Source organism: Intestinimonas butyriciproducens, from assembly GCF_016901775.1.
GTDB lineage: Bacteria > Bacillota > Clostridia > Oscillospirales > Butyricicoccaceae > Pseudobutyricicoccus.
Genome location: NZ_JACJKW010000014.1, coordinates 69024 through 83327, shown reverse-complemented (window position 1 = coordinate 83327; position 14304 = coordinate 69024). Strand labels below are relative to the sequence as shown.

The 14304-nt window shown below is 45.3% G+C and carries 15 protein-coding genes and 1 pseudogene; 4 read left to right on the top strand and 12 right to left on the bottom strand.

All coding sequences use genetic code 11. From position 1 onward, the window contains the following. Positions 1-131: 131 nt before the first annotated feature. The 4 genes and pseudogenes from H6A25_RS08820 to H6A25_RS08805 form a co-directional block, all read right to left on the bottom strand. Positions 132-224, bottom strand: a pseudogene (locus H6A25_RS08820) (YebC/PmpR family DNA-binding transcriptional regulator); the annotation flags it as partial. A gap of 216 nt (positions 225-440) precedes the next feature. Then, on the bottom strand, positions 441-1445 hold the full coding sequence (locus H6A25_RS08815; protein ID WP_204751734.1) for a hypothetical protein: 1005 nt from the start codon (positions 1443-1445) through the stop codon (positions 441-443). 108 nt (positions 1446-1553) lie between these two features. Then, complete coding sequence (locus H6A25_RS08810) at positions 1554-1703, bottom strand: hypothetical protein (RefSeq protein WP_204751732.1); 150 nt, start codon at positions 1701-1703, stop codon at positions 1554-1556. Between the two features lie 23 nt (positions 1704-1726). Further along, the gene (locus H6A25_RS08805; protein ID WP_204751730.1) at positions 1727-2419 is read right to left on the bottom strand and encodes a hypothetical protein; all 693 of its coding nucleotides are present in this window, start codon (positions 2417-2419) and stop codon (positions 1727-1729) included. Between the two features lie 119 nt (positions 2420-2538). Between H6A25_RS08805 and H6A25_RS08800 the strand changes: the two genes are divergently transcribed. Then, positions 2539-2730: a ribbon-helix-helix protein, CopG family gene (locus tag H6A25_RS08800; protein WP_204751728.1), complete on the top strand. Its 192-nt coding sequence runs from the start codon at positions 2539-2541 to the stop codon at positions 2728-2730. A 42-nt stretch (positions 2731-2772) separates the two neighbouring features. Here the strand turns inward: H6A25_RS08800 and H6A25_RS08795 are convergent, their stop codons facing one another. The 6 genes from H6A25_RS08795 to H6A25_RS08770 all read right to left on the bottom strand — a co-directional run bounded on the left by H6A25_RS08795 (position 2773) and on the right by H6A25_RS08770 (position 8559). After that, a complete protein-coding gene (locus H6A25_RS08795; protein WP_204751727.1) occupies positions 2773-4104 on the bottom strand; it encodes a hypothetical protein in 1332 nt (443 codons plus the stop codon). 762 nt (positions 4105-4866) lie between these two features. After that, the gene (locus tag H6A25_RS08790) at positions 4867-5544 is read right to left on the bottom strand and encodes a recombinase family protein (RefSeq protein ID WP_204751725.1); all 678 of its coding nucleotides are present in this window, start codon (positions 5542-5544) and stop codon (positions 4867-4869) included. Positions 5545-5738: 194 nt separating this feature from the next. Beyond that, entirely contained in the window at positions 5739-6632 is an 894-nt protein-coding gene (locus H6A25_RS08785) for a tyrosine-type recombinase/integrase (RefSeq protein ID WP_204751723.1), read from the bottom strand. Between the two features lie 158 nt (positions 6633-6790). Further along, the gene (locus H6A25_RS08780; protein ID WP_204751721.1) at positions 6791-7531 is read right to left on the bottom strand and encodes a YebC/PmpR family DNA-binding transcriptional regulator; all 741 of its coding nucleotides are present in this window, start codon (positions 7529-7531) and stop codon (positions 6791-6793) included. A gap of 322 nt (positions 7532-7853) precedes the next feature. Then, the gene (locus tag H6A25_RS08775) at positions 7854-8282 is read right to left on the bottom strand and encodes an ACT domain-containing protein (RefSeq protein WP_204751719.1); all 429 of its coding nucleotides are present in this window, start codon (positions 8280-8282) and stop codon (positions 7854-7856) included. A 22-nt stretch (positions 8283-8304) separates the two neighbouring features. Continuing rightward, positions 8305-8559: a hypothetical protein gene (locus H6A25_RS08770; RefSeq protein WP_204751717.1), complete on the bottom strand. Its 255-nt coding sequence runs from the start codon at positions 8557-8559 to the stop codon at positions 8305-8307. Between the two features lie 170 nt (positions 8560-8729). Between H6A25_RS08770 and H6A25_RS08765 the strand changes: the two genes are divergently transcribed. Continuing rightward, positions 8730-9449: a TVP38/TMEM64 family protein gene (locus H6A25_RS08765; RefSeq protein ID WP_204751715.1), complete on the top strand. Its 720-nt coding sequence runs from the start codon at positions 8730-8732 to the stop codon at positions 9447-9449. 28 nt (positions 9450-9477) lie between these two features. Here the strand turns inward: H6A25_RS08765 and H6A25_RS08760 are convergent, their stop codons facing one another. Then, complete coding sequence (locus tag H6A25_RS08760; RefSeq protein ID WP_204751713.1) at positions 9478-10002, bottom strand: GNAT family N-acetyltransferase; 525 nt, start codon at positions 10000-10002, stop codon at positions 9478-9480. Positions 10003-10138: 136 nt separating this feature from the next. Then, a complete protein-coding gene (locus H6A25_RS08755; RefSeq protein WP_204751711.1) occupies positions 10139-11479 on the bottom strand; it encodes a S1C family serine protease in 1341 nt (446 codons plus the stop codon). A gap of 246 nt (positions 11480-11725) precedes the next feature. On the opposite strand from H6A25_RS08755, the gene H6A25_RS08750 reads away from it, so the two are divergent. Further along, on the top strand, positions 11726-13021 hold the full coding sequence (locus H6A25_RS08750; protein ID WP_204751709.1) for a polysaccharide deacetylase family protein: 1296 nt from the start codon (positions 11726-11728) through the stop codon (positions 13019-13021). A 229-nt stretch (positions 13022-13250) separates the two neighbouring features. Beyond that, positions 13251-14300 carry an L-threonine 3-dehydrogenase gene (gene tdh / locus H6A25_RS08745; protein ID WP_204751707.1) on the top strand — a complete coding sequence of 350 codons (1050 nt, stop codon included), beginning with the start codon at positions 13251-13253 and terminating at the stop codon, positions 14298-14300. Positions 14301-14304: the final 4 nt, after the last annotated feature.

Genomic DNA, 14304 nt, shown 5'->3' with positions numbered 1-14304 from the left:
CTTGAACATGTGTATAATTTCGTTTCTTCATGACAAGACCCCCTGATGTAGTCTATTTTCCTACATCAGGGGGTCTTTTGTCACTGTCCGTTTTTACTGGACCTGTTCATTTTGCCCAGCTCTTTTTGTTCTTACGCTTCGGTGGGGTTTTCCCAGTTGTGCCACACATTCTGCACATCGTCATTATCTTCCAGCATTTCCAGAAGCTTGTTCATGTTCTTGATAAAGAAACACGCAAAAAACAACCATTTTCAGAACTTTTTGACTGAATTTACTTCCTCTCATGCACCACACAATTCGCTATGTATAGCACAGTTTATTTGTACAGATATATAATACCAGACAATAAAGATAGAAGCAAGCAAAAAGCACAGCCCTGCTCTAATTAGTGAGCAAGGCTGTTTGTGTAACACTGATAACAAGTTGGTGCTTTATGTATGTCAATATATAACATAATTTAGTTCGTTTCCAGATAAAGATACGCTTGTGCCGTCCATATATTCAATATCAATTCCCCTTAACTGAATACTTGCAATGGTGGAGTTATACCATGCATTCGCCCAATACCAATCAGAGTTTCCGGTGAGTCCCTGCCCCTGTGCATACGGACCTGTAGCTTGTCCTCTGAAATTCGCATAATCACGGATTTCGCAGTATACTATGTCTCCAACGGCATTGTATGGTACCACTTCAAATGTAATATATTTTATGACTTTATCGGACATATTTCTAAAACCAAAAAATATATCCACGCCACCCACAGAATCCGGTTTACTAACCTGGAGTTTGGTTACTCTCACAATATTTTTTACACGCTTTTCCATCTTGAGTTCTTGTAACTTTTGAGAAGCAGCTTCCACACTATCATAATTTATTACTCTTGTTTTCTCATCAGAAGATAATTTATTGTAAGTACTCTTCGCTGTATTGATTGCTTCCTCGCTGTTTAATGTCACTTGCCCTATTTGATCAATCAAATTGATAACATTTTGCACCTTCAGATTGCTCAGTTGCTCTTCGGCCTGTTCCAGTATTTTATAGTTTGTCACACCAACCTGCACTTCTTTATTGGCCCGGTTATATTGCTTTCTAATATCAGAAATCACCGATTCTTGCTCCAAAGTTACAGTGCCAATCGAGTCAATCGCCGATTCCAGTTCAGCAATTTCCGTTTTATTTTCTTCAATTCTTTTTTCTTCCATCAGTTGGTCATAAATTTTCCTTGCTTCTTTCAGTGCGGAAATCTGTTCCAACTGCTTATACTCTGATTCTTTCAACTCATTAGCCGCTTCTTCCGCCGCAGTTATTTTTGCTCCGCTTTCCAGTGTGACTTCACCTATTTCCGAGATCATATTGTCTACCTTTGTAGCTGCTTCACTTTTGCTGCAAGCGCATAATGAAAGGCACATCCCGGCAATTATTAAAATCCATACCGCTCTTTTCATTGTGTTTCCCCTCCTTCATTTTCCTATTTCCACGCCTAACTGTCCTTCAGCATTTTTCTATGCTCTCGATTAAGTAATACCAGTGTCTAAAATATTATTTCGCCTGGTTTATTTAATCTTTTCAAAATACGCAATAATACCATAGTAGAAAGCACTTTGGTGTGCATATGTCATACACACAATACGATAGTCAGGATGTTCGTCCAAAAACTTATTTAACTCATCCTCAGCAAATCTCATCACAAATCTGTCTTTCATAATATTCTCCCTTTCTAAATCTTCTATTTTGCTTCCACTTGATTATCAAACGCCCACTCAAATACCTTTCCTTCACTCTCAAAGCGCAATGTATATTCTTGTAAGTTTGAGATTTCTGTTTCTAAAATTGCTACTTCAATCTGTGCTTCTGCCGTGCCATTTTCCAATAATTTATCAGAAGATTCTTCATAAATCAGTTCTCCATCCGTTCCCCAAAATCCTGCGCGAAATACTAATTCTGCACGAAAATCCGGAGACACTAAGTAAACTTTTGGCATAGGGGTATCTGCATCTTCCTCACCCGAAAAAGGTTGAAGAGAAAGTTCCGCATCCCCTGTATTCGTCACTGTCATATACACTTTTACTCGAACATGATCTTCTGGAAGCTCTATATGGACTAGCTCCATACACTTATCATACACCCATGTATCTTGTTTTAAGCCTTCGTATTCTTCGTCATTATATCCCATCATTTCTTGACACAATTCATCTTCTGTCTGAACAGAGTACCCCGTAATTATTGCGCTTATTTGTTTGTTAAAAGCGATTTCTTCCTTTGTGGAAACTGAAATAACTTCATTCTCTTTTTGTTCGTTCTGGCTTGTTTTACCTTCTCCGTTCAAATCATTCGTCGTGTTTCCCTCATCTGTACAAGAAACACAGATACTCATTAACAACATTTGAGTAGCCAATAATATAGCTGTTACTCTCTTCATACAAATCACCCCAACATATCAAAATCACATCTATAATATCATGTTGCAATCTTTTTGTAAACTTTTGTAGTGTATAAAAACTACAATTCTTTCGATAGTATAGTGCTTAGGTGATATAATTGGAAAATAAATTTGTAGTCCATCCTCGCAGACCAGCTTTCGGAAAAACTTCAGTTGTCTCAGCTCGTTTGCCAGATGAAATGATTAAAAAGCTTGATGAAGTTGCAAAACAAACTGGTCGCACAAGGAACGAGCTAATACAAATGTCTATTGATTTTGCACTAAAAAATTTGGAGATATCAGATGAATAAAAAATCCCCAGATCGGCTTAACGGCTTTTCTGGGGGGTACTATTATATTGGATAAAACTGCTTTAATTTTTCGTGCAGTGCACACGCTGATTTACTCGATGAAACAGGTCTCTCCATCATTGGACCTGTTCTCTTGCCAAATTGTTTTCCTTTAAGGTCTGATAAAGTGGTTTTTGTTGGAAGAAACATGATCTGTTCTAAATGCGTGTCCATGTATCTCAGAAATTCTTTGCTTAAGGATTCTTTGGCCAATTCACTATCAAAGCTAGACACATTTATATATCGTTCTATCTGACTTGCATCTCCTACAACTTGATATTTTACCTCTTTCCAGATAGCCTTACACTCAATAAGCCAGGGATACATTGTTTCGATCAGTTGAATGTATATTCTTAACAAATGACTGTTTTGAAAAAATTCAAATTCATTTGTGATATCTTCAACGGGAGGAAATTTCTCTTGCTTATAATATTCCTTATAAGCATATTGACGCATGAATTGCTCTAAATTAGCAATAGCACATTCTTGTTCCGGTGTTGCAAGAACTGCGTATTCAGAAGGGATATACATATTATTCCTATATGCTTCTTGTTTCAATGTATTTTGATCAATATAACTGTCCCATTTTTTAGAATATATGTTTAAGCATTCCAGTGTTTCTGGTAGTAAAATAGCATTTTTATCTTTCTCAATTTCTTCTAGAAATCTTTGTCGCCTTTGGTTATCTTGTTTGAGTTCTGTTTTCGATTTAAAGCGTCTCTCTTTACGACCATCAATATCTATCAATATATCAGGGGTAAACTTATGATAATATGTCCACTCTAAAATTCCCTCCTTTTGCATAGAAATTAAATTTCTCTCTATAGTGGTACGAATGAGATTCCATAATGAACGCAAATATTGTTCTTTCCCTGGCCTCATATCTCCTTTAATGGACCAGGGGTTAAATTCCATTTTATCTCTTCTATTCCAATTTTCTGCATTTTTAAGTTGATCAAATGTATATTGTGAGAATATACCCAGAGAATTAGCAAGACGGTACATTTTCCCTTCATAGGAAGAATATCCACATGAAAGCAAAAGTAATGGTTTCAAATAATTTGCATATTTCCCGTGTCTTCCTCTATTCTCATCGATCTTGCGTGGACTATCATATATTTCTTTTATAATAATTGCACGCTTTGAAGAAATCTCTGGTTTTATCTCAGATGCTTTACAATAGCTAATATATTTAGATAATTCTCGCTCAATTGCTGCTCGATTTTTAGCTCCTGTTTGTGGTTTTTGCCCCGTTATTGCTTCAAAAAAAGCTGTAAAATCTTTAAATTGCTGACCTTTTTTCACATTTTGAAAATTATACTTATATTTACTCATCTATTCCTTTCCGCAGGCAGGAACTCTTTTATATGTTTTTCTCCTCTCTAAAAATCTATTCATTTAATAAAACAAAATATATTCACACATTATAAATTGGTATTTTTAAATTTTATATATATTATGGTATTATAAAATTATATAGGAGAAAGAAATACCAAATCATAATTTAGATTTACAATTTTGGTATTTTTTACTTTGTAATATATAAATAGAGTCCCTATCACCCGCTTGATTTGTATTCAGACTCTTTCGTCTGTATTACAGATTATACCATAAATTCCCTAAAATTTCAAGTTTTATTTTAGTTAATTTATGTAAATTTTATTTTACACTGTGCAAATCATCCCCCCTTGCGATTTAACTTCAATCCATCTTTTCATTATTAGTATTGTAGACTTAGCTGTATAATTTTATAATTTATAATTTTAACTTAAAAATTAAAATATTTAATTTGACTATGATTTATTTTTTACAATATTTTATTGCATGGATTGCTCCTGTTTCTGCTACCTCTAGCTCCTTCTTCCTCCCATTATCCTATGTCCATAACTATGCCCCAACTATTCTGGCCCCTTCGGGGCCCTGCTCATATTCTCCTAGTAAACAAATTGATTAGATTTTCATCTTAAATTTATCCTTTATTGGGGGGCATATAAAATTTCATCTCTTTTGCAAACCATTGTTTTCCACCATATATTTTAAACAATATAATAAAAAAGGGGCAAAGCATTATAGCCTCACCCCATTGATAAATTGAAACTAACCTTTCTGTTTCAGCTCACGCTTATATTTGTAGTAGGTATTCCTAGCCAAACCTGTAAGCTGCATCATTTCCATGTCTGATAAACTTCCACCAAAATCTTTACTGTGCTTCAGAATGATTTCTTTGCTGGCAACACTTTTCTTTGTGATTAACTTTACACCAGCCTTTTGTCCGATCTGTTTACCGTTCATTCTGGCTGTCTGGATACCTTCTCTTGTTCTCTGGTGAAGATCAGAAACCTCTTTCTCCGCCTGGTCAAAGGCAATCTTAATTTGTTCCTTTGCTAAAGCTAAAAGATATTTATTGACCCCTTCTAAAATCAAATCCACATGACTGCCTGTCAGTTGTACTTGATTCTCCATAGCTGCTTTATATGTACTTGTGTTAATATGCGGCTCTTTCAAGAAAACAAGATTGATACCTTGTCGAAACATATCTTGATAAGCTTCAAAACCTTCCTCTGCATTTCTACTCATACGGCTTACACTGTCAAAAACGACTATATCACCAGTTTTAAGTTGTTTTAACAATTTCCCCCATTCTTTACGGTCAAGGCTTATTCCGGTATAGGCCTCTTTGATAATCATAGCTTCTGGATAGACCGCCTTAATATTACGCTCCTGTCTCTCGATATTCTGTTTGTTGGTACTAATTCTGCAATATCCATAAATCATATCTAGTCCCCTCTTGCCAAGAAAGTATTAAATCTATCGTTCGTTTGATTTGATACTATAAAAATATCAAAAATGAAACAGCCTGATACTACAAACACATACATTACTTTTAATACTCTTCTTTTATACTATGCCACTCCACCACTACAAACAAAAAGCAGGACAAAGTAAAATCTCTTTGCCCTGCTTCTATACTACAAATTCATAAGAACGCTTTTATGTTTAGCTATCTCTATGATTTCTTCATCCCGTAAGCTATTTAAGTATGTTTGAGTAATTCTAATATTCTCATGGCCCAGGAGCCTTGAGATTGTATAAAGGTCTGTCCCCAGCTTCATTTGCTGTTGTGCAAAGAAATGTCGGCAAGTGTGGGGAGATACTCTAACTCCTTTAATTCCGCTTCCATGTCGTTTGACAATATGCTCAACAGCACTATTTGTAAGCTGTCGGCCATGAAAAGACAAAAAGTAATAATGATCGGTGGATTTTAGGGTAAAATAGCGCTCTGCTGCTAATTGATAACGCAACAAGGCCTTTTGCAGAAGCGGCGTAATAGGAACAACTCTCTGCTTATGGTTTTTACCTTTTATAACAATAAAGTCATCATGGATATCTTCCTTTTGGATACAGCACAATTCCCAACAGCGTATTCCTGTTTCAAACAATGTAACTAGAACAGCATTATCACGGATAGATATAAAATCATATCCCTTGCAGGATTGGAGCATAGAGCGCACATCAGAAGGATTATAAGTCCTAATAATAGGCTTCTCTTCCTTACACCATTTGAAGTTCTTCTTGGTATTAAAACCGCCATAGCCTTCTTCGTAGCAATACTGCAAAAAAGACTTTACTATTTTCAATAATCCATTGATATATGTTCCCTTTCTCCCCGCTTCGGTCATATGTTTTGCAAATTGCCTTACTGCTGCAAGCGTAATATCTTCGATTTCATCCAGATCAAGATTTTCTTCGCAAAAACGCAAAAAAAGATTGAGGCCATTCCGATACCCCCGTATCGTCTTGGGGGTATACTTTCTGACCTCAATCTCTATCAGATATTCCTTGACCAACACTTCCAGTTTCATACTACTTCCTCCTTCTGCTCACAAATTGTATACCACAATAGAAGGAAGTATGTATGTCATCGCTCAAATCAGAAAATACACAACTCATTCAAACCCCAGTTGCTAATTCCCTGATTATTGGCGAAAAACATAAGCTATTCAGTCAAAAAAGTTCACTCTTACGCTTCGGTGGGATTCTCCCAGTTGTGCCACACATTCTGCACATCGTCATTATCTTCCAGCATTTCCAGAAGCTTGTTCATGTTCTTGATGTCGTCTTCGTCATCCAGAGAAATGTAGGTCTGGGGCACCATGGCCTCCTCGGCCTCCAGGAATGTAAAGCCGTTTTCCTCCAGCTTTTCCCGGACAGATCCCAGATCATCGGGAGTGGTGGTGATTTCGAACACATCCTCCTCTGCGGAGAAATCGGAAGCGCCGGCTTCCAGAGCCTGCATCATCACATCATCCTCATCCATGTCATCCAGACGCTCCACCACCAGCATACCCTTGCGGTCAAACTGCCAGGACACGCAGCCGGAAGCACCCAGATTTCCGCCGTATTTATCAAAGTAGTGACGCATGTCACCGGCGGTACGATTGCGGTTGTCGGTGAGAGTCTCCACAATGACGGCAATGCCCTTGGGGCCATAGCCTTCATAGGTGATGGATTCGTAATCTTCACCGGCGCCGCCGGAAGCATATTTCTGCAAAACCCGGTTGATGTTGTCATTGGGCACATTGTTGGCCTTGGCCTTGGCGATCACATCCCGCAGCTTGCCGTTGACGCTGGGGTCGGCCGAGCCGCCGGTACGGATGACCACCGCCATCTCGCGGGCGAATTTGGTGAATACTTTGGCGCGCTGCTGATCCACAACGCCTTTTTTCCTGGCAATATTATGCCATTTGGAATGTCCGGACATTTCGTCCCCTCCTATATCCTTCAAATAGATTCCATTTTTCGTTCCCTCTTCCAAGGAAGAGCGGTCAAACGCTATTTTTCATTTTAACACATTTCCTGGTGAAAAATCAATGTATAAAACCCAGGGAGGCGGTACACAATAGGAACACAAGAAATGAGGTGAGCGCATGAAGAACCAGAACAGCAAAAACAGCCAGAACAGTAAAAATGGCAAGATGGAGAACAACAAGGCTGAAAACAGCAAGAACTGCAAATACGACGGCTGATTGCCTGGCAATGCGCAAAAAGGACTGCCTTTCGGCGGTCCTTTTTGCATGGGTGCTTCAGATTTCCCGCACCCGCACCACACCGGGAATTCCCAACAGGCTGATCTGAAGCTGAGCTGCTGTGGTCTGCTCTCCCAGCTTCAACGCAATGGTCACCGGCGCGACGCCGTCGGCCGGTATATTCTGATTGATGGTAAGGATATTGGCGCCGGCATCGTAGATACAGCTGAGGACAGCCGACAGCACTCCCGGCTCATCGGCCAGGGAAAAATACAAGGTAATCATGCTGCCTCCGCCCCGGTCAAACAGCTCCACACTATCTTTATACTTATAGAAGGCGCTGCGGGATATGCCGCAGGCGCGGGCGGCCATGGCGGCGCTTTTCACCGTTCCCCGGGCCAGCATTTCCTTGGCCCGTACCACTTTCAGAAATACATCGGGCAGCACCTGACTGTCGATGAGCAAGTAGGTGGGTTTTTCCGCCATGGTCTTTCCTCTCCTTTATTCTTTATTCTTTGGTCCGCTCGTCTGCAAACCCCAGCACCCGTGGCAGCAGATTTTTGTGATCGGGCTTGGTATCCCGCAAAAGCTCGGCATCCTCTTCGCCCAGATCCCCCCACACAGAAAAGCGTCCGTCATCCTGCAAAGCGATCTCCATACCGGTATAGCGGCTGTATTTCTCATCGGCATAGTCTTCCTGCCAGCCAAACAGTTCCCGGGCTGCCAGCACCACTTTGCCCTGGCCATAATAGTATCTTGTCACCCTGTTCTTCCCTCACTTCCGGTTCCCACCAGCGCCCATTTGTGCTATACTGAAAAAAAGGGATTTTTTCACCAGCGCCTGGGTTTTTAAGAATATTGTAAGGTTTTCAAGAAGATTTTGCAACACTTTGCTGTTATACTTGCTTGCAACAACCAAGGGAGGTGTTTCCCATGCATTCAGATCGTACCCCGGAGCAGGAAGAGCGCAGTTACCGACGCCGGCGCAAGGCGGTAAGCCTTTGCTCCCTTCTGGGACTGATCGGCGTGTTCCTTTTTATCACTTTCACTTTCGGCAGCCGTATCCTCACCTTTGCCTCCGACCCGGAGGGTTTCCGTGCCTGGGCCCAGGGACAGGGGATCCTGGGCCGGCTGGCCCTCATCGGCATCCAGGTGCTTCAGGTGGTGGTAGCCATCATGCCGGGCGAAGTGGTGGAAATCGCCGCAGGCTTCACCTTCGGCGCCTGGGAGGGCTTGATTCTTTGCCTCACCGGCTCTGTACTGGGCTCCATCATCATCTATGGTTTTACCCGCCGCTTCGGTGTAAAGATGGTAGAAGCCTTTATCTCCCGGGAAAAGCTGGATTCGCTGAAATTTATCCACAACAGCCGCAAGCTGGAGCTTTTGATCTTCTTCCTTTTCCTCATTCCCGGCACACCCAAGGATGTGATCACCTACTTCATCGGTTTGACGCCCATGAATCTGAAAACCTTTCTGGTGCTGTCCACCATCGCCCGGATCCCTTCGGTGATCTCCTCCACCATGGGCGGCAACGCTATGGGCCTTCAGGACTACAAGCTGGCGATCATCGTCTTTGCCATCACGGTGCTAATCAGCTCCATCGGACTGCTGATCTACACCCGCATTGTGAAAAAACACAACGGAAAACATTGAAAAAAGCCCGGTCTCAGCCGGGCTTTTTCTATTCTTCCATCTGCTTTTCAAAGCGGAAAAACACATCGCCGCCAGGAATCGGTTGACTGGAAGCATGGGGCAATGGATGGGCATCGCAATAAAACTCCACAATGTGAAAGCCGCACTTGTTCACATAGAAGTGAATGTTCCTCTTGTCAAAATAAGGAGTATGGGTCTCCCACACCCTGGCACGGGGATAGGCTTGCTGGATGACCTGCCAGGCGCTCTGTCCCAGGCCCCTGCCATGGATGTCCGGCCGAATGAACAGCAGCTCCAGCCCGCAGCGTCTTTCCTCTTCTTCCCACCGCACCACAGCGCCGCCTGCCACTTGTCCCTGGTGCAGAATATGGTATGCCCTGCACCTGGGATCGTCCAGAGATTCTTCCACATCTTTTCGCGGGATCGCCGGAGGGATATCCTTCCCAAACACATCCTGCGCCCCTTTGTCAAAGGCCTGCTGCACCTGTCGGATAAATTCTTCCCGCTCTTCCTTTTCCAGCGGGTCAAGCTGTACTATGTTCGTTCTGTCCATTCAGTGTTTCCTCCTTGTCGGCTATTATAGCATCTCATCGTTTATCAAAGCAACAGAGCGGACACCGCAGCTGCGGTGTCCGCTCCTATTTTATGGGAATATCAATCAGGGAGGAATGATTCTACTTCTTTTTGCATCAGGCATCCAGCTGATTGGCGTCTTTCAGCACCAGATCCACTGTGATCTCCTGGCCGCCGCGGATCAGTCCCACTTCGACGGTGTCACCCACCTGGCATTGATCCTTGGCATAGTTCAGTTCAGACAGAGTGCTCACTTCTTCTCCGTTAAAGGAGACGATATAGTCCCCGGCCTGGATGCCGGCCAGCTGTGCTGCGCCGCCTTCCACCACTTCGGCCACCCGCAGCCCGGCTGTAATGCCCTGCATCCGGCCATAATAGGAATTGATTTCTTCCACGGTGACGCCCAGCATAGGCCGATCCTGTACAGCGCCATATTCGATAAAGTCGTTGGCCACTTTAAGGGCGGTGTTGCTGGGAATGGCGAAGCCAATGCCCACCGCTTCCGATGTGTTGATCTTGGAGGAAACCACACCTACCACTTCGCCCAGGCTGTTGAACAGCGGGCCGCCGGAGTTGCCGGGATTGATGGAGGCATCGGTCTGGATCACATTCATGATATAGTTGCCGATCTGGATATCACGGCTGGTGGAGGAAATGGCGCCCTGGGTCATGGTGTTGGCAAATTCCAGACCCAGCGGATTGCCGATGACCACGGCAGGCTCACCTACTACCAACTGATCGGAGTCGCCGAAAGTAGCGGCTTTCAAACCATCGGCGTCAATTTTGATGACAGCGATATCGGTCTTTTCATCGGTGCCCACCACCTGGGCCTGGTATTCCGTGCCGTCATAGGTGCGCACTGTAATGCTCAGCGCATCGGCCACCACATGGTCGTTGGTGATGATATAGCCGTCCTCTTTCATGATAATGCCGGTTCCCACGCCGCTGCCATTGGACATCTGGCTGGTAATAGCCACCACCGAGGATACATTTTCTTCATAGATCTGAGCGGAAGTGAGGGAATCCTCTGAATAGGTGGGCTGATAGATCACCTTGGTGCCGCTGGTGGTGTTGCCGGAGGAGCTGGAACTTGTGCCCTTGGAAGGTTCATACCCCATCCATTTCAGATAGCCCACGGTGGAGCCTACCGACACGGCGGCCACCAGCACCAGAGCGCCCACTCCTTTGAAGAAACGGCCCACCCGGCTCTTTCCTCCGGAACGATGCTCCTTGGGGGCCCGGGGCTGCCGGGGTTTTCCGCCATAGATGCCCTGGGTATCATAAGCGCTTCTGGCCTGTCCATAGGAAGGAGTTGCCCCTGCATTCTGGGCACTCTGATTCCAGCCGCCCTGATATCCGCTCTGGCTCCGCTCCTCCTGGCCCCAGCCGCCATTGGAAGCTGTATGGAAGTTCTGGGTGTTCTCCCCATTTTCCCGATTCATTTTATCCTCATTCATAGAAGTGTTGCCTCCTTTTTCTTTCTCAAAGACTTACTGCCTTTCTCTGTTTTTTATTATCCATCGAAATTATGAAAATGCAATATCTTAAAAAAAAACAAATTGTAAAGAACTGTATCCCTTTCTTTGTAACCATTCCTTTACTGTTTGTAACTGACCCGGGGTTGTATCTTCGTCCTTATTATTTTATAATAGGATCGTCGAAAAAACCATTTTTTTGTCGAATCAGCAACGGAGGCTTTTGCCATGACATCTCATCCTTCTCCTCATCGCCGCGCCGCAGCCTTTCTTCTTTCCTGCTGCGCTTTTGTCCTGTCTGTTTTTGCCCTTATCACCTGCTTTACCGGCCGGCCAGGCACTCCCGCCTCGGACCACAAGCCCGGCCAGGGAGAAAACTCTCAACAGCTGGAAGCGCAGCGTCAGCAGCTTCTGGAAAAAGCCGATACCCTGCGCCGGGGATATTTCTATGACGAAGCCCTGGAGCTTTTGGAAAACGCCGACAAAAAGCTGGTGAATGAGGATGTGCAGCAGGCCATCCAGACCTGCCAGCAGGCCAAGGACTCCCTGGTGAAATATGAGGGGATGCCCTACCATGTGTTTTTCCACAGCCTGATCATTTATCCGGAGCTGGCTTTTGACAACGAGGGACATCCGGCCGAGGGCTACAATATGTGGATGACCACCGTCAGCGAATTTAAAAAGATGCTGCCCTTGCTGCTGGAAAATGGTTTTGTCCTCTATGATATCAATGAGCTGATCCAGGTAAATGAAGATGGCTCTGTGACCCAGAAGGACATCTACCTGCCCCAGGGGAAAAAGCCTTTGATTCTGTCGGTGGACGATCTGAGTTATTACGATTATATGGCCCCCGATGGCTTTGCCACCCGGCTGGTGATCAACGAACAGGGAGATGTGGTCACCGAAGTAAAAGCTCCTGATGGCACGGTGAGCAACACCTATGACGGCGATGTGCAGCCCATTGTGGATCAGTTCGTCAAGGAACATCCGGAATTTTCCTTCCGGGGAGCCAAGGGCATTCTGGCCCCCACCGGTTATCAGGGAGCCTTCGGCTACCGGATCACCGACCTGGAGCTTTATACCCCGGAAGAAGGCCAGCAAATGCTGGAGGATGTGCAGAAAATCGCTCAGCGCCTGCGGGAAACCGGCTGGGAGATCGGCTGCCACAGCTATACCCACAACGGCTACTGGCGGGGCGATATCACCATGGAAGAGCTGGAAAGCGACCTGACCCGCTGGCGGGAACTGATCGGCACCTACACCGGCCCTACCCAAGTTCTCATCACTCCTTTCGGCGCCCACTATAGCCCCAGTGATCCCCGGTATCAGTATATGGTGGATCAGGGCTTTAAAATCATCTGTCCTGTGGCCGCCAACATGGCCACCTCTTATGAAGGCAACAGCATGATCCAGAACCGCCTCAATCTGGACGGTTACACCATGCTCAAACACCCTGAGCGCATCAGCAAATATTTCTTTGATCCTTCCCAGGTGGTGGATCCCGCCCGGCCTCCTCTGAATTGATCGTTGGCCTGTCCCGCCCCAAGCCGGGACAGGCCCTTTTTTGCCTTTTGCACAAAGTTGGCCTCCTGTTGCGGCAAACTGTCCGCCACGCGCGGACAAATCGGTATTTTTGTTTGAAAAAGAAAGTCTTTTCTCATTGAAAAGTTAAAAAGCTGTGATATAATGTTTGTGGACAGCTTTGTCCCTTTGCATGAAAACACATTTTATTATGAATACGGAGATGAGCGAAATGTCTGAAAGAATGATGGACGCCCTGGTCAAGACCGGCCCCGTCAAAGGTCTGACCCTCACCCAGGTGCCCGTTCCCACCCCCGGTAACGGCGAAGTGCTGATCAAGATCCACAAAACTGCGATCTGCGGCACCGATGTGCACATCTACAACTGGGATCCCTGGAGCCAGGCCAACCTCAATCCTCCCCTGGTCACCGGCCACGAATATGTGGGCGAGATCGCCGAATGCGGCCCCAATGCCACCAAGTACAAGGTGGGCCAGCGGGTCACCGGCGAAGGCCATATCATCTGCGGCACCTGCCGCAACTGCCGTGAGGGCAATGGCCAGTGGTGCCCCACCGCCAAGGGCGTGGGCGTCAACCGGGACGGCGCTTTTGCCGAGTACCTGTGCATTCCTGAGAGCAATGTGGTGCCTGTGGACGAGGATCTGGACGAAGATCTGGTCTCCTTCTTCGATGCCTTCGGCAATGCCACTCACACCGCCCTGATGTGGGATCTGGTGGGCGAAGATGTGCTGATCACCGGCGCCGGCCCCATCGGCATCATGGCTGTGGCCATCTGCAAATATGCCGGTGCCCGCAATGTTGTCATCACCGATGTGAATGACTTCCGTCTGGATCTGGCCAAGAAGCTGGGCGCCGACGCCTGCGTCAATGTGGCCAAAGAGAAGCCCGAAGATTATTTCGAGGCTCTGAAAATCAAGGAAGGCTTTGATGTGGGTCTGGAAATGAGCGGCAGCGCTCCCGGCCTCAACCAGCTGCTCAGCCTGATGCGCAACGGCGGCAAGGTCTCCCTGCTGGGTCTCCAGGGCCCCAACACCCAGATCAACTGGGACCATGTGATCCTCAAGGGTCTGACCCTCCAGGGCATCTATGGCCGCAAGATCTTCGCCACCTGGAACAAGATGATCGCCATGGTACAGGGCGGCTTGGATCTCCATCCGGTGATCACCCATCACTTCCATTACACCGAATTCGAAAAGGGCTTTGAAGCCATGATCTCCGGCAACTCCGGCAAGGTCGTTCTGGACTGGACCACAAAGAAATAAGCCC

Excerpts from the sequence above, each read along its gene's own strand:
- H6A25_RS08815 (WP_204751734.1), bottom strand. The coding sequence starts at position 1,445 with ATGAAAAGAGCGGTATGGATTTTAATAATTGCCGGGATGTGCCTTTCA.
- H6A25_RS08810 (WP_204751732.1), bottom strand. The coding sequence starts at position 1,703 with ATGAAAGACAGATTTGTGATGAGATTTGCTGAGGATGAGTTAAATAAG.
- H6A25_RS08805 (WP_204751730.1), bottom strand. The coding sequence starts at position 2,419 with ATGAAGAGAGTAACAGCTATATTATTGGCTACTCAAATGTTGTTAATG.
- H6A25_RS08795 (WP_204751727.1), bottom strand. The coding sequence starts at position 4,104 with ATGAGTAAATATAAGTATAATTTTCAAAATGTGAAAAAAGGTCAGCAA.
- H6A25_RS08790 (WP_204751725.1), bottom strand. The coding sequence starts at position 5,544 with ATGATTTATGGATATTGCAGAATTAGTACCAACAAACAGAATATCGAG.
- H6A25_RS08785 (WP_204751723.1), bottom strand. The coding sequence starts at position 6,632 with ATGAAACTGGAAGTGTTGGTCAAGGAATATCTGATAGAGATTGAGGTC.
- H6A25_RS08780 (WP_204751721.1), bottom strand. The coding sequence starts at position 7,531 with ATGTCCGGACATTCCAAATGGCATAATATTGCCAGGAAAAAAGGCGTT.
- H6A25_RS08775 (WP_204751719.1), bottom strand. The coding sequence starts at position 8,282 with ATGGCGGAAAAACCCACCTACTTGCTCATCGACAGTCAGGTGCTGCCC.
- H6A25_RS08765 (WP_204751715.1), top strand. The coding sequence starts at position 8,730 with ATGCATTCAGATCGTACCCCGGAGCAGGAAGAGCGCAGTTACCGACGC.
- H6A25_RS08760 (WP_204751713.1), bottom strand. The coding sequence starts at position 10,002 with ATGGACAGAACGAACATAGTACAGCTTGACCCGCTGGAAAAGGAAGAG.
- H6A25_RS08755 (WP_204751711.1), bottom strand. The coding sequence starts at position 11,479 with ATGAATGAGGATAAAATGAATCGGGAAAATGGGGAGAACACCCAGAAC.
- H6A25_RS08750 (WP_204751709.1), top strand. The coding sequence starts at position 11,726 with ATGACATCTCATCCTTCTCCTCATCGCCGCGCCGCAGCCTTTCTTCTT.
- tdh (WP_204751707.1), top strand. The coding sequence starts at position 13,251 with ATGTCTGAAAGAATGATGGACGCCCTGGTCAAGACCGGCCCCGTCAAA.